At 67.3% G+C, this 20,638-nt stretch carries 14 protein-coding genes, 2 pseudogenes and 2 riboswitches; of the genes and pseudogenes, 8 read left to right on the top strand and 8 right to left on the bottom strand.

Features of this window, described 5'->3' with window-relative positions; all coding sequences use genetic code 11:
* Positions 1 to 3: 3 nt before the first annotated feature.
* The gene (locus DSD19_RS16865) at positions 4 to 1,041 is read right to left on the bottom strand and encodes a rod shape-determining protein (RefSeq protein ID WP_075786827.1); all 1,038 of its coding nucleotides are present in this window, start codon (positions 1,039 to 1,041) and stop codon (positions 4 to 6) included.
* A 251-nt stretch (positions 1,042 to 1,292) separates the two neighbouring features.
* Positions 1,293 to 2,852, bottom strand: a complete 1,560-nt coding sequence (locus DSD19_RS16860) for a 2-isopropylmalate synthase (RefSeq protein ID WP_075786826.1) — start codon at positions 2,850 to 2,852, stop codon at positions 1,293 to 1,295.
* Between the two features lie 238 nt (positions 2,853 to 3,090).
* Between DSD19_RS16860 and DSD19_RS16855 the strand changes: the two are divergent.
* Positions 3,091 to 3,974, top strand: a pseudogene (locus DSD19_RS16855) (hypothetical protein); the annotation flags it as partial.
* 272 nt (positions 3,975 to 4,246) lie between these two features.
* Here DSD19_RS16855 and DSD19_RS16850 read toward each other — a convergent pair.
* A complete protein-coding gene (locus tag DSD19_RS16850) occupies positions 4,247 to 5,719 on the bottom strand; it encodes an MORN repeat-containing protein (RefSeq protein ID WP_081382082.1) in 1,473 nt (490 codons plus the stop codon).
* 143 nt (positions 5,720 to 5,862) lie between these two features.
* Between DSD19_RS16850 and DSD19_RS16845 the strand changes: the two genes are divergently transcribed.
* A complete protein-coding gene (locus tag DSD19_RS16845; RefSeq protein WP_113670446.1) occupies positions 5,863 to 7,524 on the top strand; it encodes an NAD+ synthase in 1,662 nt (553 codons plus the stop codon).
* Positions 7,525 to 7,678: 154 nt separating this feature from the next.
* Positions 7,679 to 8,272 carry an NAD(P)H:quinone oxidoreductase type IV gene (wrbA, locus tag DSD19_RS16840; RefSeq protein WP_113670445.1) on the top strand — a complete coding sequence of 198 codons (594 nt, stop codon included), beginning with the start codon at positions 7,679 to 7,681 and terminating at the stop codon, positions 8,270 to 8,272.
* Between the two features lie 21 nt (positions 8,273 to 8,293).
* On the opposite strand, the gene DSD19_RS16835 is transcribed toward wrbA, so the two are convergent.
* The 4 genes and pseudogenes from DSD19_RS16835 to DSD19_RS16820 form a co-directional block, all read right to left on the bottom strand.
* Positions 8,294 to 9,241, bottom strand: a complete 948-nt coding sequence (locus tag DSD19_RS16835; RefSeq protein ID WP_113670463.1) for a 1-phosphofructokinase family hexose kinase — start codon at positions 9,239 to 9,241, stop codon at positions 8,294 to 8,296.
* A 210-nt stretch (positions 9,242 to 9,451) separates the two neighbouring features.
* A pseudogene (locus tag DSD19_RS16830) lies at positions 9,452 to 9,787 on the bottom strand (integrase core domain-containing protein); the annotation flags it as partial.
* Positions 9,788 to 9,836: 49 nt separating this feature from the next.
* Positions 9,837 to 10,757 (bottom strand): MBL fold metallo-hydrolase, encoded by a 921-nt coding sequence (locus DSD19_RS16825; RefSeq protein ID WP_075785238.1) that lies wholly within the window; start codon positions 10,755 to 10,757, stop codon positions 9,837 to 9,839.
* A gap of 174 nt (positions 10,758 to 10,931) precedes the next feature.
* Positions 10,932 to 11,342, bottom strand: coding sequence for a metallopeptidase family protein (locus DSD19_RS16820; RefSeq protein ID WP_113670444.1), 411 nt, complete (start codon positions 11,340 to 11,342; stop codon positions 10,932 to 10,934).
* A 54-nt stretch (positions 11,343 to 11,396) separates the two neighbouring features.
* Here DSD19_RS16820 and gltX point away from each other — a divergent pair, with 54 nt between their 5' ends.
* The 5 genes from gltX to DSD19_RS16795 all read left to right on the top strand — a co-directional run bounded on the left by gltX (position 11,397) and on the right by DSD19_RS16795 (position 18,917).
* Positions 11,397 to 12,722, top strand: coding sequence for a glutamate--tRNA ligase (gene gltX, locus DSD19_RS16815; protein ID WP_113670443.1), 1,326 nt, complete (start codon positions 11,397 to 11,399; stop codon positions 12,720 to 12,722).
* A 178-nt stretch (positions 12,723 to 12,900) separates the two neighbouring features.
* A riboswitch (glycine riboswitch) is annotated at positions 12,901 to 12,993 on the top strand.
* A 4-nt stretch (positions 12,994 to 12,997) separates the two neighbouring features.
* Positions 12,998 to 13,060: riboswitch (glycine riboswitch) on the top strand.
* Positions 13,061 to 13,141: 81 nt separating this feature from the next.
* Positions 13,142 to 14,272: a glycine cleavage system aminomethyltransferase GcvT gene (gene gcvT, locus DSD19_RS16810; RefSeq protein WP_113670462.1), complete on the top strand. Its 1,131-nt coding sequence runs from the start codon at positions 13,142 to 13,144 to the stop codon at positions 14,270 to 14,272.
* A gap of 12 nt (positions 14,273 to 14,284) precedes the next feature.
* The gene (gene gcvH, locus DSD19_RS16805) at positions 14,285 to 14,644 is read left to right on the top strand and encodes a glycine cleavage system protein GcvH (RefSeq protein ID WP_113670442.1); all 360 of its coding nucleotides are present in this window, start codon (positions 14,285 to 14,287) and stop codon (positions 14,642 to 14,644) included.
* A gap of 13 nt (positions 14,645 to 14,657) precedes the next feature.
* Complete coding sequence (gcvP, locus tag DSD19_RS16800) at positions 14,658 to 17,507, top strand: aminomethyl-transferring glycine dehydrogenase (RefSeq protein WP_113670441.1); 2,850 nt, start codon at positions 14,658 to 14,660, stop codon at positions 17,505 to 17,507.
* A gap of 306 nt (positions 17,508 to 17,813) precedes the next feature.
* Positions 17,814 to 18,917, top strand: coding sequence for a hypothetical protein (locus tag DSD19_RS16795; RefSeq protein ID WP_113670440.1), 1,104 nt, complete (start codon positions 17,814 to 17,816; stop codon positions 18,915 to 18,917).
* 294 nt (positions 18,918 to 19,211) lie between these two features.
* Here DSD19_RS16795 and DSD19_RS16790 read toward each other — a convergent pair whose 3' ends face one another.
* A complete protein-coding gene (locus DSD19_RS16790; RefSeq protein ID WP_075785244.1) occupies positions 19,212 to 20,444 on the bottom strand; it encodes a DUF2254 domain-containing protein in 1,233 nt (410 codons plus the stop codon).
* Between the last annotated feature and the right edge of the window lie 194 nt (positions 20,445 to 20,638).

The raw sequence follows: 20,638 nt of genomic DNA, 5'->3' as shown, positions 1-20,638 counted from the left end.
GGCTCAGCTCTCGTAATCTATCACATGCCGGAGCTGTTTTTCGTATTCCAGCGCCTTGCCGGTACCCAGCGCCACACAATTGAGTGACTCGTCGGCGACCGAGATCCCAAGCCCCGTCTGCTCGCGCAGCGCAAGGTCCAGCTCGCCCAGAAGCGCGCCGCCGCCCGTCAGCATCACGCCGCGGTCGACGATGTCGGCCGCCAGATCGGGCGGCGTCGCCTCAAGCGCGGTCATCACCGCCTCGCAGATCTGCTGCACGGGTTCGGCCAGCGCCTCGGCGATCTGGGCCTGGTTGATCTCGATTTCTTTCGGCACTCCGTTCAACAGGTCGCGGCCCCGGATATGCATGACCGCGCCGCGTCCGTCATCGGGCATCCGCGCCGAGCCGATCGAGGTCTTGATGCGTTCCGCCGTGGCCTCGCCGATCAGGATGTTCTGCTGGCGGCGCAGGTAGTTGATGATGCCGTCATCCATCCGGTCGCCGCCGACGCGGACCGAGCGGGCATAGACGATGTCGCCCAGGCTGAGCACCGCGACCTCGGTGGTGCCGCCGCCGATATCGACGACCATGGACCCGGTCGGATCGGTGATCGGCATGCCCGCGCCGATGGCCGCGGCGATGGGCTCGGCGATCAGGCCCGCGCGGCGGGCGCCCGCCGACAGCACCGACTGGCGGATCGCGCGTTTCTCGACCGGGGTCGCGCCATGGGGGACGCAGACGATGATCTTGGGCTTGGTGAAGGTGGTGCGCTTGTGGACCTTGCGGATGAAATACTTGATCATCTCTTCGGCCACATCGAAATCGGCGATCACGCCTTCGCGCATCGGCCGGATCGCCTCGATGGACCCGGGTGTGCGCCCCAGCATCAGCTTGGCGTCCTCGCCGACGGCCAGCACCTGCTTGCGCCCGTCCTTGACGTGGAAGGCCACCACCGAGGGCTCGTTGAGGATGATGCCGCGTCCCTTGACATAGACGAGCGTGTTCGCCGTGCCGAGGTCGATCGCCATGTCCGACGAGAACAATCCGCCAAATCCTGCCATGTCGTGGGGTCCCGCAATTGAAAGTCAGGGTCCGCGAGTCAGCCACCGGGACCGGCCCACGTTATAGGCGGTCGGCGGCGGGGCGGTAAAGGGCGCATTCTACGGGGTGGAAGCGCCTTTCCGCCGCTTTCACCTATCGAACATTTGTAATGGGAAATTCCCGCGTTCTTGAGGCTCAAAGTCTCAGTTTTCGAACATAAAGCCACCGGGGCAGGGCGCAGCGCGCGCCACCCCGGCAGCGGGGCTGCGGATCAGATCGCGGCCAGGTTCCCTTCGGGCTTGGTCTTCTCGCGCCGGACCATCAGCCGATTCAGGGCGTTCACATAGGCCTTGGCGCTGGCCACCACGGTATCGGTGTCCGAGGCCTGGCCGGTCGCGATCTTGCCGTCCTCCGACAGGCGCACGCTGACCGTGGCCTGGGCGTCGGTGCCGCCGGTCACCGCATGCACCTGGTAAAGCTCCAGATGGGCGTGATGCTCGACCAGCTTCTTGACCGCCGCGAAGGTGGCGTCGACCGGCCCGTCGCCCTGCGCCGTGACCCGGTGCTCGACCCCGTCGACCGACAGGATCAGGTCGGCCGATTGCGGCGCCTCGGTGCCGCAGATCACCCGCAGGAACTTGACCTGGATGCGGTCATGTTCGGCGTCCAGATCGCTGTCGCGCATCAGCGCCAGCAGGTCGTCGTCATAGACCTCCTTCTTGCGGTCGGCGAGCGCCTTGAACCGCACGAAGACATCCTTCAGCTGGTTGTCGCCCAGATCGAAGCCCAGCTCCTTCATCTTCGAGCGCAGCGCGGCGCGGCCCGAATGCTTGCCCATCACCAGGTTGGTGGCATTGAGCCCGATATCGGCGGGGCGCATGATCTCGAAGGTCTCGGCATTCTTCAGCACGCCATCCTGGTGGATGCCGGATTCATGCGCGAAGGCGTTCTTGCCGACGATGGCCTTGTTGAACTGCACCGGAAAGCCCGAGACGGTCGCGACCTTGCGGCTCAGCCCCATGATCCGGGTGGTGTCGATGCCGGTCTGGAAGGGCATGATGTCGTTGCGCACCTTCAGCGCCATCACCACCTCTTCCAGTGCGGTATTGCCCGCGCGTTCGCCAAGCCCGTTGATGGTGCATTCGATCTGCCGGGCGCCCGCCTCGACCGCCGCCAGCGCGTTCGCCGTCGCCATGCCCAGATCGTTGTGGCAGTGCGTGGCAAAGACGATCTGATCGGCGCCGGGCACGCGCTCCAGCAGCATCTCGATCAGTTTCGCGCTTTCGCGCGGCGCGGTATAGCCCACGGTGTCGGGGATGTTGATCGTGGTCGCGCCCGCCCTGATCGCGGTCTCGACCACGCGGCAGAGGTAATCGTGCTCGGTCCGGGTCGCGTCCATCGGCGACCATTGCACGTTGTCGCAGAGATTGCGGGCATGGGCCACGGTCGCCTCGATCCGCTCGACCATCTCGTCCTGCGTCAGCTTGGTGATGTCGCGATGCAGGGGCGAGGTGCCGATGAAGGTGTGGATGCGCGGCCGGGCGGCATGCTGGACCGCTTCCCAGGCGCGGTCGATATCGGGGAACTGGGCGCGGGCCAGCCCGCAGATCACTGCGTTGCGCGAATTCTTCGCGATGTCGCGCACCGCCTCGAAATCGCCTTCCGAGGCAATCGGGAAGCCCGCCTCGATGATGTCGACGCCCATCTCGTCGAGCATCGCCGCGATTTCCAGCTTTTCGTCATGGGTCATGGTGGCGCCGGGGCTTTGTTCGCCGTCGCGCAGGGTGGTGTCGAAAATCAGGACGCGGTCCTGGTGCGAGCTCTCGGTCATGGCAGAATCTCTCTTGTCTTTAGCCTTAGCCTTCGGGGGAATGCGGCGCGGAAGATACCCTCTGAGCGGTCGCGCCTGTCCGGCACGCTCAGAGGCGGCTAAGGAGAAGAAGAAGGCCGAGGGACAGCGTCCGCGCAGGCTGCGCGGTAATGATCGCAATATGTCCGTGGCGTTCCATGGGCGGAAGTATAAGCGGCTCGGTCGCGCAGGGGAAGGGTCTTTCGCGGGACCCGCCGCGCGGTCTGGCCGCAGCCCGGTCCGCCCGGCGAATATGACATGGAGATTTCCGTTACGGCGTGAATTCGGAAAATTGAACATGTCATCGGCCGAGGTCGGGACGAGTTGCCGTCGGAGGAGGAGGGCGCCCGGCCCGGGGCCTTGCGGGAGGAGCGTGAATGGTGCATGGCGCCGCGCCGAGGAGCCGCCGAACCTGCTGGTGGACAGCACCGCGATCGAGTTCCTCGGGTGAAGCGGGGGCGGGACCCCAGCCGGGCCGCGTAAGCCCGATGAACCGAACTGGCAGGCCCGCAAGCATGGCGTTCAGGGCCGCCGCCAATGGCGCAAGGGGCCTCTGGCCAGGGATGCCGCCGCTTCGGACATCCGCGCCGACGCTCTCGGCCCCGGCACACCCGGCCGGGAAGACGACACCCCCTTCCTCGGGAAAACGATCCCCGGGATCGTTTTCCGATCCGCCTCATTGCCGGACTTGCCCGACCGGATCCCCCAGGCCGAGGATATCGGCACCGTGACCGCGGACGGCGCTTGCGGCACTCGACGCGGTCACAGCGCCATCATCCTGCGCGGCGCCACGGCGATCATCCCGGTCCGGAAAAACGGCCGGCCATGGACAGAGAACTGCCCTGCGGCGCTCGGCTCTGCTCCCGGACCGATGGCGGATATCGGCTTGCCCCGCAACGAAACCCTGCGCGCCACGCGGTCCCGTGGCAGGGCGTTCCGGACGCGGCGGACAGGATACCACGCCCGAAGTCGCGCCGAGGCAAAGATGCCCGCGCCGGTTCGCTCGGACCGGTGGCGCTGAATCGGCTCGGCCCCAAGTCCTTCGGAGAGCGCATCGCCGCGATCGACCCGGACCGCCAAGCCGCCGAACTCCACATCCGCGTCATTCGCCATTGCCGCTCGGACCAATGGCGCGACATGGCTCGTTCATCAGCCGTCTCAACGCTCCGGCACCGCCGAAAGCGTCCGCGTGGCCTGAACCTGAAGGGGAAAGGGAAAGGGAAAGGGGAAAGGGAAAAGGGAAAAGGGAAAGTCACGCCTCGGGCCGCCTTTCGGCAACAATGCCCGGCCCGATCAACCGCAAGCCGCAGAAGGTCGCCTCGCTGACCTTCGACGGGGGGATGTAGCCCGCGCTCGGCGTTCGGAGGCGCGGGGGCTCAGTCGGCGGGCGGCGGGGCGCTGGCCGCCTCGGGGCGGTCTGCCGCGCCTGCGGGCGCCGTCGTCAGCACCCCGTTGGTCCAGGTGCCCGACCGGATCTCGCCATCCGAGTATTTCATCACGCCCTCGCCCTCGTAGCGGCCATCCGAGAACATGCCCTCGTAGATGTCGCCATTGGCATAGGTGGCGCGGCCGCGGCCGTCGAACTTGCCGGCCTTCCAGCCGCCGGTATAGCTGAACCCGTCGGGCATGGTGATCGTGCCCTGACCCTCGCGCTGGCCCTTGACGAAGCTGCCCGAATAGACCGAGCCGTCGGCATAGGTCGCGGTGCCCTCGCCATGGCGCAGCCCGCCCATCCAGTCGCCGGTATAGCTGTAGCCGCCGGCATGGGTCATCGTGCCCGTGCCGTCATAGGCGGCATCCTTGAACTGGCCCTCGTAGACCAGCCCGTTGGGGAAGGTGGCCTTGCCCGCGCCGCCGATCACGCCCCCGGTCCATTCGCCCTCATAGGTCGAGCCGTCGGCATAGGTGACCTTGCCGGTGCCGTCGGGAAGATCGGCCCGGAACTGACCCTCGTAGACCGCGCCGTCGGGATAGGTCAGCTTGCCCAGCCCCTCGATCCGGCCCGCGACCCATTCGCCCTCGTAGCGATAGCCGTCGGCGCCGGTCAGCGTGCCCTTGCCGTGGCGCTTGTCGTTGCGGTACTCGCCCTCGTAGACGTCGCCATTGGCGAAGGTGACCTTGCCGGTGCCGTGCCGCTCGCCATTGACGAAGAGGCCCTCGTAGATGTCGCCGTTGGGCTGGGTCAGGGTGCCGAGACCGTTCATCTCGCCATCCTTCCAGGACCCGGAATAGCTCAGTCCCTCGGGGGTGGTCAGCGTGCCCTTGCCGGACCGCTGGTTCTGGGACATCTCGCCTTCATAGACGCGCCCGCCCGGATAGGCGATCCTGCCCTTGCCGTCCTTGACGCCGTTGACCCAGGTGCCCTCGTAGACATAGCCGTTGGGGCTGGTCATCTTGCCGATGCCGTGATGGACCGCGTTGCGGAATTCGCCCTCGTAGCGCACCCCGTTGGCATAGACCGCGACCCCGGTGCCGGTGATCTTGCCGTCCTGCCATTCGCCCTCGTAGGTGCCGCCATCGGCGAAGGTGATCTTGCCGGTCCCCTCGGGCTTGCCGTCCCTGAACTGGCCCTCGTAGACCGACCCGTTCACGAGCCGCGCGATGCCGGTGCCCTCGATCCGGCCGTCGACCCACTGGCCCGAATATTCGTAGCCATTGGGCAGCCGGTAGGTGCCGGTGCCGTCCTGCTTGCCGTTCTTGAAGGTGCCCTCGTAGATGCCGCCATTGTCGTATTGCTTGGTGACGACATCGCCGCTGTCCTGGGCCAGAGCGGTTCCGCCCGCGGCCAGCGCCGCGACCAAAGCCAGACGCGCCGTGATCCTGCCTGTTTTCTGCACCCGAGCCCCCATCGCCCTGCCGTGTCGCGGTTCTCTTTGAAAGCGCGGAAACCCTAGTGGAGCCTCGGCGGGCTTACAACGCTTTTCACCACCCGATGTCTTTCACTTGGCCGTCAGTCTGCTAAGAGGCGGAACAGGACGCGACGAGGACTTTCATGGCCGACGACCGGTTCCGCCTGACCCTGGCCCAGCTCGACCCGACGGTCGGGGCGCTGGCCGAGAATGCCGCCAAGGCACGCGCCGCCTGGGCGGCCGGGCGCGACGCGGGCGCCGACATGGTGGCGCTGCCCGAGATGTTCCTGACCGGCTATCAGGTGCAGGATCTGGTGCTGAAGCCCGCCTTCCTCGCCGATGTGGCCGCCCATCTCGAGGCACTGGCGCGCGATTGCGCCGTCGGGCCTGCGCTTGGGATCGGGGCGCCGGTCGCGGATGATGAGGGGCGCTACAACGCCTATCTCATCTGCGAGGGCGGCCGGATCGCGGCCCGCATCCTCAAGCATCATCTGCCCAATGACGAGGTCTTCGACGAAAAGCGTGTCTATCGCAGCGGGCCGATCAGCGGCCCCTACCGGATCGGGCCGCTCCGGATCGGCACGCCGATCTGCGAGGATGCCTGGTACGAGGACGTGACCGAGGCCCTGGCCGAGACCGGGGCCGAGATCCTGCTGGTGCCGAACGGCTCGCCCTATCATCGTGGCAAGCTCGACCAGCGGAAGACCATCATGGTCGCGCGCGTCGTCGAGACCGGGCTGCCGCTGGTCTATCTCAACCTCGTGGGCGGGCAGGACGACCAGGTCTTCGATGGGGGGTCGTTCGTGCTGAACCCGGGCGGGGCGCTGGCGCTGCAGATGCCGGTGCTGGACGAGGCGCTGACCCATGTCGAGTTTCGCCGCACGCCCGAGGGCTGGCGCGCCGGGCCGGGCGCGCTTGCCCCGCTGCCCGATGCCTGGGAACAGGACTACCGCGCGATGGTGACCGGGCTTGGCGCCTATGTCGTGAAAAGCGGGTTCTCGAAGGTGGTGCTGGGGCTGTCTGGCGGGATCGACTCGGCGCTGGTCGCGGCGATCGCGGCCGATGCGCTGGGGCCCGAGAACGTCCATTGCGTGATGCTGCCTTCGGAGTTCACCTCGGCCGCGTCGCTCGAGGATGCGGCGGCGGTGGCGACGGCGCTGGGCTGCCGGCTCGACGAGGTGCCGATCTCGGGGCCGCAGGCGGCCGTCGGCGAGGCGCTCGGCCCGCTTTTCGAAGGCACCGCGCCCGGCATCACCGAAGAGAACGTGCAGTCGAGGCTGCGCGGGCTGATCCTGATGGCGATCTCGAACAAGTTCGGCGCGATGCTCCTGACCACCGGCAACAAGTCGGAAGTGGCGGTCGGCTATGCCACGATCTATGGCGACATGGCGGGCGGCTACAATCCGATCAAGGATCTCTACAAGACCCGCGTCTTCGAGACCTGCCGCTGGCGCAACGCCCATCACCGGCCCTGGATGAAGGGACCGGCGGGCGAGGTGATCCCGCCCCGGGTGATCGAGAAGTCGCCCTCGGCGGAACTGCGGGCCGATCAGAAGGACGAGGACAGCCTGCCGCCCTATCCGGTGCTCGACCGGATCCTCGAGGCGCTGGTCGACGAGGACCTGTCGGTATCGGATCTCGTCGCGGAAGGGTTTGACGAAGAGACGGTGAAGCGGGTGGAGCATCTGCTTTACATCAGCGAATACAAACGTTTCCAGTCGGCTCCCGGAGCCCGTCTGACGCCGCGGGCATTCTGGCTCGACCGGCGCTATCCCATCGTCAACCGCTGGCGCGACCCGTCCTGAACGGGACCCCGATTTTTCGCAGAAAAATCGCGCCCGGTCGTTCCGTGCCGCGCCGCACGGATGCCCTGCGCCTGTGGCGACTGGACCCAAGGCGCCCGCCCCATATCTCAGGACGCAGAACCACCTGACTGCAACCTGACCGGAGGGACCCGCCATGGCCCAACCCAAAGTCGCCGTGATCTTCTATTCGACCTACGGAACCAACCACCAGATCGCCGAGGCCGCCGCCGAGGCCGCTGCCGCCGCGGGGGCCGAAGTGCGCCTTCGTCGGGTGGCCGAGACCGCGCCCGAAGAGGTCGTCAAGGGGCAGGAGGCCTGGGCCGCCCAGGCCGAGAAGATGGCCCATATTCCCGAGGCCACGCCCGAGGACCTGGCCTGGGCCGACGCCTTCTTCTTCTCGACGCCCACCCGGTTCGGTGTCGCGGCCAGCCAGTTGCGCGCCTTCATCGACACGCTCGGGCCGGTCTGGCAGCAGGGCAAGCTGGCCAACAAGGCCGTGACCGCCACCTCCAGCGCGATGAACCTGCATGGCGGTCAGGAAGGGACGCTGCTGACGCTGTACCCGACCTTCATGCATTGGGGCTCGATCCTGGTGCCGCCGGGCTTCACCGACGACACCGTCACAGCGGCCGGGGGCAATCCCTATGGATATTCCGCCAAGGCGGGAGAATTCGACGACGCCGGCAAGGCCGCGGTTGCTCATCAGGCCCGGCGGCTGGTCGAGGTCGCGGGCAAGCTGATCGCCTGACCGCGCGGCGCCCGGCGGCGCTCAGATCTCGGTGACGGGGCAGCGGTCGAGAAGCGCCTCGGTATCCTCGCGGGTGCACAGCGCGGTGGCATCGGTCATCACCGCCGCGCTGGCGGCCGCAGCGCCCCATTGCAGCGCGCGGGCCAGCTCGGCGCCGCGCGCCAGCGCCAGCACGAAGGCGCCGACGAAGCTGTCGCCCGCCCCCACCAGCGATCGCACCGGCACCTTGGCCGCCGCCACATGCAGCCTCAGCCCCTCGGCCGCCAGCACGTTGCCCTCCGCGCCCCGCGCGATCACCACGATCGAGGCCACGCCCCGCGCCACCAGTTCCGAGGCGAAATCGGCGCTGTCCTTGCGGTCGGGCAGGGCGCGCCCGGCCAGCTCCTCGGCCTCGAGCCCGTCCATGCGCAGCACATAGGGCACCGCATCCCGCGCCTCGGCCAGCCGGGTCAGGGCCGGGCCCGAGGTGTCGGCGAGGACGCGCGCGCCGCGTGACCCGATCTTGGCGCAGACCCGTTCGGTGAAATCCTCGGGCAGGCCGCGGGGCAGGCTGCCCGAGATCACGACATAGCCCGCCTCGGGCACCGCCGTCGTCACCGCCGCCAGCGTGGCCTTCAGCCCGGCCTCGTTCCAGATCGGCCCCGGCAGCACGAAGCGGAACTGCTCGCCCGAGGTGCTGTCGGTGACGGCAAGGCTCATCCGGGTCTCGCCCGGCGCCACCAGCGGAATGAGCCGGATGCCCTCATGTTCCAGCAGCGCCCGCAGCTTGTCGCCGTTATGGCCGCCCAGCGCCACCAGCGCGCGGCTTTCGCCGCCCAGAAGCCGTATCGCGCGCGACACGTTGATGCCGCCGCCGCCCGGATCGGTCACCGGCGGGGCACAGCGCAGCTTGTCGCCGGGCACGACATGGGCGACCGAAGTCGACAGGTCCACGGTCGGGTTGAGCGTGACGGTCAGGATATCGTGCATGGGTGGGATGGTCCTTGGCATTCGCGCCGCGAGAGTGCCACCCCCGCCGCGCGAGGCCAAGCCCGTTTCCGGGCACCTCGGCCGTCCGGGCCGCAACGACCTTCTGCCTGCCGCCCAGCTGTCACATCCCGCGTGATTGCAGACCCGCTTCCTGAAGCGTTCGGGCCGTTGACCTTGCCAGTCCTTGAGGGCGTCGACCGGTGTTCTGGCCTTCAGGGCCGATTGCGGCAGCTGGCTGTTGCAGAGGTGCACGCAGCGCAGGATAGTTTTCTCGAGGTCCTCGCCGCTGTGGAAGCGATGGCTCTGGAGCACGCCCCCTATCCGGCCGTTGAACCGCTCGGCCATGCCGTTCGCCTGCGGCCGCATCGGAGGCGCGAGGCGATGTTCGATGCCAAGGTCCGTGCAGAGCAGATCAAACGCGTGCTGTCCGGTTGCAGCGCGCCTGGATCGCCGCCCGGATACTGGGTGTCGTCGTCGCCTGCTTGTGAAGAGAGATCGGCACCTCCGCCCTCCATCCCGGACCTCGCGCAGAAGCGATCTTGCCATGAACAGGGCAGACCGACGGGGGGCCATGTGATCATCCGGGATGGAACACCTAGTCCAGCATCATCTGATAGCTGGCGGGCATATAGCGATAGCCGTCGGCCAACGCCTCGACATAGCCCAGCGCCGGGAACGGCATGTGATAGCCGATGAAGGGCATCCGTTCGGCCGCCAGCATGTCCAGAAGCCGCCGGCGGGTGGCCGCCGCCGCCGCCTTGTCGCGGTCATAGCGCACCTCCCAGTCGGGATGGGCCAGCGACCAGACATAGTGATTGGCGAAATCGGCGCCGATCAGCAGCGCCTTGCCCTCGCTTTCCAGCCGGTAAGCCATATGCCCCGGCGTATGGCCGAAGGCCGCGACGGCGGTGACACCCGGCGCGGCCTCGCCGTCATCGTCGAGAAAGCGCGTCTTGTCGGCCAGCGGCCGCACCTTGGCCTCGAAGCCTTCGTCGCCCGACATGTCCCAGGCGTCGAACTCGACCGCGCCGGTGACGTAGCGGGCCTTGGAAAAGGTCTCGGCCCCGTCCTCCATCAGCCCGCCGATATGGTCGCCATGCATATGGGTGATGACAACGGTGTCGATCTGGTCGGGAGTGTAGCCCGCGGCCGCCAGCGCGGCGACGGTGCCCTGGGGCGCAAGCCCGGTATCGAAGAGGATCAGCTCGGATCCGGTATTGACCACGGTCGGGGTAAAGAAGAACTGCGCCCTGTCGGCCGGGATCATCGCCGCCTCGGACACGGCGGCGAATCGTTCGGGTTCGACATTCAGTCCGAAGATCGTCTGCGGGTCGGGCACGGTGCGGGTTCCGGCAAGGATCGTCGTCACTTCGAACGCGCCCAGCGTGAACCGGTTGAAGGGCGGCCGGGCCGGGCCCATCATCGGGGCGGCGGCCCGGGCCGGCGGGGCGGCGGCCGCGCAAAGCGGCAGCGCGGCCCCGGCCAGAAGCGCGTGGCGGCGGGTCATCTCGGTCATCGCGGGTCTCCCTCTGCTGGTCCGGCACGCGGCCGGATCTTCCCTGCGGGGAAGGATAGGCGCGATCCGCCGCCTAGCCATGTCACGACCATGTCACGGTCATGTCACGACGGCGCGAGCCGTGGACAGGATCGCGGGCGGGCGCGCCCTGCGGCAAGGAGGCACCGGGGCGGATCATTCCCACCAGGGGTCGATCGAGGCGATGTCGTCGTCGGACCAGCCGAAATGATGCGCGATCTCGTGGATCAGCACATGGGTGACCAGTTCGGTCAGGGTCACCTCCTCGCGCTCGACCCATTCGTCGAGGATGGCGCGGCGGAACAGCCAGATCGTGTCGGGCCGGTCGGGCTGGTCCATCACCGATTTCTCGGTCAGCGGGATGCCGTCGTAAAGCCCGGTCAGCTCGAACGGGCTGTCGATGTCAAGCTCGTCCAGCATCTCGTCGGGGGCCAGATCCTCGACCCGGATCGCGACTTCGCGGGCGGGACCGCGGAACGGTTCGGGCAAAGCGTCGCGGGCGGCCGCGGCGATGTCGGCAATGTCGTCGAGCGAGGGCGGAAGGCCGTGGCGGATCGGGTCTGTCATGGGCCCGATATGGACAAAACGGCGTCGGTGTGGAAGAGCGGGCGCGCAAGGAGAATGCCCATGACCACCGTCACCCGTTTCGCGCCGTCGCCCACCGGCTACATCCATGTGGGCAACCTGCGCACCGCATTGTTCAACTACATGATCGCCCGCAAGGCGGGCGGCACCTTCATCCTGCGCTTCGACGATACCGACCCCGAACGGTCCAAGCAGGAATATATCGACGGCATCCGCGAGGACCTCGAATGGCTGGGCTTCAGCTGGGACCGCGAAGAGCAGCAATCGGCGCGGCTCGACCGCTATGCAGAGGTTGCCGCCGAACTGCGCGCCTCGGGGCGGCTTTACGAATGTTTCGAGACCCCGACCGAGCTGGATCTGAAGCGCAAGAAGCAGCTGAACATGGGCAAGCCGCCGGTCTATGACCGCGCCGCGCTGGACCTGTCCGAGGACGAGAAGGCAGCCCTTCGGGCCGAGCGCCCCGGGCATTGGCGTTTTCTTCTGGACCGCGAGCGGATCGACTGGACCGACGGCATTCTGGGCGACATTTCCATCGACGCGGCCAGCGTGTCGGACCCGGTGCTGATCCGGGGCGACGGGCAGGTGCTGTATACCTTCGCCTCGGTGGTCGACGATGTCGACATGGGCGTGACCTATATCGTGCGCGGGTCGGATCACGTCACCAATACCGCGACCCAGATCCAGATCATCGGCGCGGTCGGCGGCACCGCGCCGCGCTTTGCCCACCATTCGCTGCTGACCGGCGCCCAGGGCGAGGCTCTGTCCAAGCGGCTGGGCCATCTGTCGCTGCGCGATCTGCGCGAGCAGGGGGTCGAGCCGATGGCGCTTTTGTCGCTGATGGCGCGGCTGGGCTCGTCGCAGCCGGTCGAACTGGCGGGCAGCCTCGACGAGCTGATCGAGGGCTTCGATATCGGTACCTTCGGCGCGGCGCCGACGAAATTCGACGAACACGACCTGTTCCCGCTGACCGCCCGGCATCTGCACGGGCTGCCCTTCGCGGCCGTCCGGGCCGAGATCGCGGCGCTGGGTGTGCCGGACGATCTGGCCGAACGGTTCTGGCAGGTGATGCGCGAGAACATCGTCACCCGGCGCGACCTGCCGGGCTGGTGGGCGCTGTGCCGCAACGGCGCCGAACCGCTGGTCGACGAGGAAGACCGCGCCTTCGTGACCGAGGCGTTCGCGCTGCTGCCCGAGCCGCCCTATGACGACGCGACCTGGGGCGCCTGGACGGCCGAGGTCAAGGCCAGGACCGGCCGCAAGGGCAAGGGGCTTTTCATGCCGCTGCGCAAGGCCGTGACCGGCCGGGCCAAAGGCCCCGAAATGGGCGATCTGTTGCCGCTTCTGCAGAAGAAACCGGGCTAGGCGCGCCCGTCCGGGCACCGGTCGCGGAAAATTCGACCGGCTTCGGTCACGAGACCTTCCGGAAGTTTGCGCGAGGGGCCCCTGCCGGGCCCCTTTTCTTTCGTCGTCCAGCCGCTTTCGGACAGGGTCCGCCAGAACGGCCCTTGCCGGAAAACGACGCATGATCTACGTCTCGCGGCATCCGTCCCCGGGAGAATCCGGCGCTTGTCGTCGGTGCCGAAGGAGCAACCGCCCCGGTAAACTCTCAGGCAGCAAGGACCGCGGACGGACACGGACTCTGGAGAGAGGCGCGCGAGGCGTCCGCCGAAGGGATAGCGATCTCAGGCGAAGGGACAGAGGGGGCATCGGAGGGGACGTCCATGGGGGGCGTCCGCGATGCCGCGATGCATGCACGCATCCGGCTAGGGGAATGGTTTGCCATGTCGGCCTTGCAGCGCACCGCGCTTTACGATCTGCATCTGGAACTGGGCGCGAAGATGGTGCCCTTCGCGGGCTACGAGATGCCCGTGCAATACGGCCTTGGCGTGATGAAGGAACATCTGCATTGCCGGGCGCGCGCGGGGCTGTTCGATGTCAGCCATATGGGCCAGGTCAGCCTGCGCCCGAAATCGGGCATGGTCGAGCATGCGGCCATCGCGCTGGAACATCTGGTGCCGGTGGATCTGGTCGGGCTGAAGCTCGGCCGCCAGCGCTATGCGATGTTCACCAATGACGCGGGCGGCATTCTGGACGACCTGATGGTGGCGCGGCGCTGCGACGATCTTTTTCTCGTGCTCAACGCCGCCTGCAAGGCCGAGGATCTTGCCCATCTGCACGCCGCTATCGGCTGCGATTGTGACATCGTCGAGCTGACCGACCGCGCGCTGCTGGCGCTGCAGGGGCCCGAGGCCGCCGCCGTGCTGGAAACCGTGGCGCCCGGCGTGTCCGACATGCGCTTCATGGATGTGGCGATCATCGACACGGCTGATGGCCCGCTCTGGGTGTCGCGCTCGGGCTATACCGGCGAGGACGGGTTCGAGATCTCGGTGCCGGCCGAGCGTGCCGAGGCGCTGGCCCGGCAGCTTCTGGCGCATGAGGCGGTCGAGGCGATCGGGCTCGGCGCCCGCGACAGCCTCAGGCTGGAGGCCGGGCTCTGCCTTTACGGCCATGACATCGACACCGGGACCTCGCCGGTCGAGGCCGATCTGGCCTGGGCGATCCAGAAGGCGCGCCGCACCGGCGGCGCGCGCGAAGGCGGTTTTCCCGGCGCTGCGCGCATCCTTGCCGAGCTGGCCACCGGCGCGGCGCGCCAGCGGGTGGGGCTGCGCCCCGAAGGCCGTGCGCCGATGCGCGAGGGCACCGCGCTTTTCGCCGCAGAGACCGGCGGCGATCCGGTCGGCACGGTGACCTCGGGCGGGTTCGGCCCGTCGGTCGAGGCGCCCGTCTCGATGGCCTATGTGCCCGTTGATCTTGCCCTGGAAGGGGCCAAACTCTGGGGCGAGGTGCGCGGCAAACGCCTGCCGGCCGAAATCGTGCGCCTGCCGTTCCGCCCGTCGACCTACAAGCGCTGAGGGACACTAGCGATGAAATTCACCGAACAGCACGAATGGCTCCGCGTCGAGGACGATCTCGTCGTCGTGGGCATCACCGATCATGCCGCCGAACAGCTGGGCGACGTGGTCTTCGTCGATCTGCCCGAAGAGGGCACGACCGTCTCGAAGGATGACGAGGTGGTGGTGATCGAAAGCGTCAAGGCGGCCTCTGACATCCTCGCGCCCCTGGATGGCGAGATCGTCGAGGTCAACCAGGCCCTGACCGACGCGCCGGCCAAGGTCAACGAGGACCCGACCGGCGACGGCTGGTTCTTCAAGATGAAGATCGAGGACCTCTCGGCGCTCGACGAGTTCATGGACGAAGCCGCCTACCGGGCCTTCATCGACTGATTTCGGGACACTCATGCCTTATACCCCCAGCACCTACCTGCCCTACGATTTCGCGAACCGCCGCCATATCGGCCCCTCTCCGGAGGAAATGACCGAGATGCTGGAGGTGCTGGGGCTGCGAAGCCTCGAAGAGCTGATCGGAGAGACCGTGCCCGACAGCATCCTTCAGGCCGAGCCGCTCGATTTCGGCAAGCCCAAGTCCGAACGCGAGATGCTGTGGGCGATGCGCCAGATCGCGAAGAAGAACCGCGCCTTCACCACGCTGATCGGGCAGGGCTATTACGGCACCGTCACGCCGCCCGCGATCCAGCGCAACATCCTGGAAAACCCCGCCTGGTACACGGCCTACACGCCCTATCAGCCGGAAATCAGCCAGGGTCGGCTCGAGGCGCTGCTGAACTACCAGACGATGGTGTCGGACCTCACCGGGCTTGAGATTGCCAATGCGTCGCTCCTGGACGAGGCCACCGCCTGCGCCGAGGCGATGACCATGGCGCAGCGGGTGGCGAAATCGAAGGCGTCCGCGATCTTCGTCGACCGCGACTGCCATCCGCAGAACATCGCGGTGATCCGGACCCGGGCCGAGCCGCTTGGGATCGAGGTGATCGTCGGCGACCCCTTCACCGATCTGGACCCCGAAAAGGTCTTTGCCGGGCTCTTCCAGTATCCCGGCACCTACGGCCATATCCACGACTTCACCGGCCCGATCGCCGATCTGCACGCGGCCGAGGCGCTGGGCATCGTCGTGGCCGACCCGATGGCGCTGGTCGTGCTGAAGGAGCCGGGGGCGATGGGGGCCGACATCGCCGTGGGCTCCACCCAGCGCTTCGGCGTGCCGATGGGCTTTGGCGGCCCGCATGCGGCCTATATGGCCTGCCGCGGCGCCTACAAGCGGGCGATGCCGGGCCGGATTGTCGGCGTCTCGGTCGATGCGCGCGGCAACAAGGCCTATCGTCTGGCGCTCCAGACCCGCGAGCAGCATATCCGCCGCGAGAAGGCGACCTCGAATGTCTGCACCGCCCAGGCACTGCTGGCGGTGATGGCGGGCTTCTATGCCGTCTTCCACGGTCCCAAGGGACTGAGTGCCATCGCCCAGCGCATCCACCGCAAGGCGGTGCGCACCGCGCGTGGGTTGCAGGAGGCGGGGTTCACCGTCGAACCGGCCGAATTCTTCGACACCTTCACCGTCGATGTCGGCCCGATGCAGGGCGTGATCTACAAGGCGGCCCTGGCCGAGAAGATCAACCTGCGCCGGATCGGCACGACCAAGCTCGGCATCGCGCTGGACGAGACCACCCGGCCTGCGTCCATCGAGGCGCTCTGGCGCGCCTTCGGGATCGAACGCAAGGACAAGGGCGGCGACGGCGAATACCGCTTCCCCGAGGGCATGATCCGCGAGAGCGATTTCCTGACCCATCCGGTCTTCCAGATGAACCGGGCCGAGACCGAGATGATGCGCTACATGCGCCGTCTGGCCGACCGCGATCTGGCACTGGACCGGGCGATGATCCCGCTGGGGTCCTGCACCATGAAGCTGAACGCCGCGGTCGAGATGATGCCGATCACCTGGCCCGAGTTCTCCAACATCCACCCGCTGGCGCCGGCCGATCAGGTCCGGGGCTTTGCCGAGATGCTGGACGATCTGGCCGACAAGCTGTGCCGGATCACCGGCTATGACGCGATGTCCTTCCAGCCCAATTCGGGCGCGGCGGGCGAATATGCGGGGCTGATGACCATCGCCGCCTATCACCGGGCGCGGGGCGAGGGGCACCGGCGGATCTGCCTGATCCCGACCTCGGCGCACGGGACCAACCCGGCCTCGGCGCAGATGGCGGGGATGAAGGTCGTGGCGGTCAAGTCGGCCGAGAACGGCGATATCGACCTTGAAGATTTCCGCGCCAAGGCCCAAGCTGCGGGCGGCGATCTGGCGGCCTGCATGATCACCTATCCCTCGACCCATGGCGTCTTCGAGGAGACCGTGCGCGAGGTCTGCGAGATCACCCATGCCCATGGCGGGCAGGTCTATCTGGACGGGGCCAACCTGAACGCGCTGGTGGGCCTCGTGAAACCCGGCGAGATCGGGTCGGATGTCAGCCACCTGAACCTGCACAAGACCTTCTGCATCCCGCATGGCGGCGGCGGCCCGGGTATGGGACCGATCGGCGTCAAGGCGCATCTGGCGCCCTATCTGCCCGCCGATCCCGCGACCGGCGGGACCGGTGCGGTCAGCGGCGCGATGCACGGGTCGGCCTCGATCCTGCCGATCAGCTATGCCTATGTGCTGCTGATGGGGGGCGCCGGGCTGACCCAGGCCACCAAGGTCGCGATCCTGAATGCCAATTACATCGCGAAGCGGCTTGAGGGCGCCTATGACGTGCTCTTCAAGGGCCGGAACGGCCGGGTCGCGCATGAATGCATCGTCGATACCCGCGATTTCGTGGACACGGCCGGGGTCACCGTCGACGATATCGCCAAGCGGCTGATCGATTGCGGCTTCCATGCGCCCACCATGAGCTGGCCGGTGGCGGGCACGCTGATGATCGAGCCGACCGAGTCCGAGACCAAGGCCGAGCTCGACCGCTTTGTCACCGCGATGCTGGCGATCCGCGACGAGATCCGCGAGATCGCCGAGGGCCGGATCGAGAAGGGCAACAACCCGCTGAAGAAGGCGCCGCATACGGTCGAGGATCTGGTCGCCGACTGGGACCGCCCCTATTCGCGCGAGCGGGGCTGCTTCCCGCCGGGGGCGTTCCGTGTCGACAAGTACTGGCCGCCGGTCGGGCGCGTCGACAACGCCTATGGCGACCGCAACCTGATCTGCACCTGCCCGCCGGTCGAAGAGCTCGCCGACGCGGCCGAATAGGCCAGCGCGCATCACGTACACGGCCCCGGCCTCTGCCCGGGGCCGTTGTCATGCGCGGCCTTTCACGGGGTCGATCCGCCATTTCCGTCGGAAGCATCGGCTCCCGACCGGAAGCCTGTGCCTAAGCGGCCTTCCGTCGAGACGGGCGCGAGCGTCGGCAGGGCGGACTTTTCCGCCATTGGCACTGTGGCTTCACAGGTCTACTCCCAACACCCTCGTGTTCCGTCCGAACATTGTTTCTGAGGGCAATATTTGCGAAAAACTCCCTTCAGGGACCATTGGGATGGAGTTGTTCACGTGCGGTCCATGCTTGCTGCTCTTGTAGCCTCTATTTCGATGGCGATGCCGGCTGCTGCCATGGATTTCATTCTTGGCGGAACAGATCACAGATCCAATGACGCGACTTGGATTCAGGCAGACGGTCAGATCGATGAAACGACGCTCGAAGACTTCGTGACCTTTCTGGATGAGGGGCCCGACTGGTTGCCCAAACGGATACGCCTCAACTCGCCCGGCGGGAACCTGCTGGAAGGTATCCAACTCGGCGAAGAGCTCCGCCGTCGTGGCTTCACAACAGAAGTCGGTGACCATGAGCCGCACCCGGACTGGCCGAACATGCCTTACTGGGACTTCACTCGCCGCACTCCCGGCGTCTGCGCGTCTGCATGCGCCTACGCCTTCATGGGCGGCATCGAGCGGCGGATCGATCCTGGCTCTCGCATCGGCGTTCATCAGTTCTATCGCGCGGGGCGGGCTGAGGGTATCGCTGATGGCGCACCGGTGCTTGTCCAAGAGGGTGTTGAGCAAACGCTTGTCTCGTTGCTCCTCGACTACATCCTGAGGATGGGGGTGGATGGCCGCATCCTAGTGAATGCCGGCCTCAGTGGACCCGACGAGATGTATTGGATTGAGGAGGGCGCAGAGGCTAGGGAGACTGGTCTCATATATGCGTCTGCCGCGTGGAGTGAGTGGGACATCGAACTACTCGGCGAAGGCGTGATCGCCGTGTCAGAGCGTGCTGATCGCAAGTACAAAATGGCCGCCCTTTGCACCGAGTCAGGTGGCGCATACTTCGACATTTTCGCCGCCGAGGAGCCTGCCGAAGAATCCGCGTGGAGCCTACGGAGCTGGCTTGTCGATCAATGCTTGCCTGCCGGCTCGTACTCACAAGGTCAAGGAGCCCATCGCATCCTTGGAAACCGCGTTGAGGCTTCCAGCATCCGCATAGTGGATCGGCCCGGAGGCTTCGGTGTGCGCTTTCCGCTCGGCCGCAGCCCCGTGGTGCAAGGCACGCCCTCTTTCCTCTACGATGACGCCGCCTACGGCGCCTGCATCACTGAAAAGTTCCTCGGGAACGAGAAAAACATGGAGCCGGCGATCCGGATCGCTTTTCGCAACTGCATCCAGTAACCGGATGGGTGCTGCGGCTTAGGCACTGGAGATCCGGAGCGGTCGATCTGGAGAAGGTAGATATAGGGGACACTCGTTCGGCGCACTGCATCGGTTGCTCTGGGCTCGGAGCTCTCGTCGGCGGAGCGTTGCCTGAACGGCTGCTTCGGGGGACGGTGAGCGTGGCGGGGGCCCATGAAAGGCAGACCGTTCCGGCCACTGCGGGTCCCGGCGTCGGGAGTGCGGCGCCTGGTTTCAGAACGGGATTGTCCCTCCGGACCACAGGTCGTCGCGACCGGTGCCGGGTCGGAACCCCTAGAGCCCCGCCAAGCGCCTTAGCGCGGCCTTGTCCTCGTCGATCACCAGCGCGGCCTCGGCATGGGTCAACGCCCGGCGGGTCATCGCCGCGGCGGCGCGGGCCAGGGCGGGATCGTCGCCCTGGCGCAGCGTGTTCAGCGCATGCATGAGCCGCAGCGCCACCTCGCGCATCGGGGCGCCGTCGCGGGCGATGGCGGCGAAGGCGTCCTCGACCAGATCGTCGGCGCGGAGCGCCGGGGCGTGAAGCCTCGGGTAGCGGATCTCGTCGCCCGCGGCCGGGCATTCGGCCAGAAGCCGTTCCAGCCGCCCGAGAATGTCGATGGCAGTGCCCGGGTCGTTGATCCCGGGCGACAGTGCGCGCGAGGCAATCTCGGACAGCACGATCAGCGCGAAGCGCGCATCCTGTTCGAAGCTGCGCACCGCCTCGATCTCGAAGGCTGTGGCAATGCGGGCGGCGTCGAGCGCGCCCGGCGGATGGACATGGGCCAGCGCCCGACCGGTGACGAGAAAGCTGCCGGGCACGGCGTTGATCCAGATTTCGGCCCCGGCCCTTTCAGCCTGCTCGGACAGCGCCGCCATGTCGACAAGCTGGACATAACCGCCCCGCGGCGCGGGCACGGCCTCGGCGCCGTCGGGCGGGGTTTCTCCGTCGGGCAGGGGGGTGGCCAGCAGGCTCGGGGCGGTGCGGGCCGCGGTCAGCGTCTCGCGGGCGCGAAGGGTCGCCTGGGCGATGGTCTCGTCCATGCTGCCGAGCCGTGACAGATGGTCGATCCAGCGCAGGATCGCCACCACCACCAGCGCCACCACCAGCACGGTGAAGGCAAACAGCACGAAGGGCGCGGCGCCGGTATAGGCGCCCGCCCGGAACAGGATGATCGAGACCAGCGCGAAGATGAAGGCGCCGATGAAAGTCGCCAGCACGGTCTGGGTCGTGGTGTCCTCCAGCAGCAGCCGGTGCGAGCGCGGCGTGACCTGGCTTGAGGCCTGGCGGTGCGTCGTGACCATGATCGACAGCGAGAAGGTCGTGACCGCCAGCATCGACGAGGCCAGCACATCGAGCACCGGCATCACCGCATTCTCGCCCAGCCTGTCCGCAAGTTCTTGCGGGATGACCGGCCCCAGCAGCGCCGCCGCCCCGGCCGCGACGATCCCGAGCACCGCGATCAGGCTGCTGCGCACCCAGAGCCTGCGCGACAGGCGGACGACCTGCCAGAGCCGAAGCGATTTCATCCAAGGGTCTCCCGCTGCCGCCGCATGGGCTGATCCTAGCCCGTCGCCCGGAGGGGTAAAGCCGGTTGCGGACCCGGCGCCCGGGCGATTCCCCTTGAACGGAACGGGGGCGTCCCGTGACCTGCCCCCCTTGGGTCCCTCGTTCATAACGAGAGTCTGCGGGTTTGAGATTGGTAGTCTGGGCAGTCTTTCTG

It is taken from the genome of Rhodovulum sp. BSW8 (assembly GCF_003314725.1).
GTDB lineage: Bacteria > Pseudomonadota > Alphaproteobacteria > Rhodobacterales > Rhodobacteraceae > Rhodovulum > Rhodovulum visakhapatnamense.
Note: the sequence above shows the minus strand (reverse complement) of the source record. Positions and strands in the feature narration are given on the sequence as shown.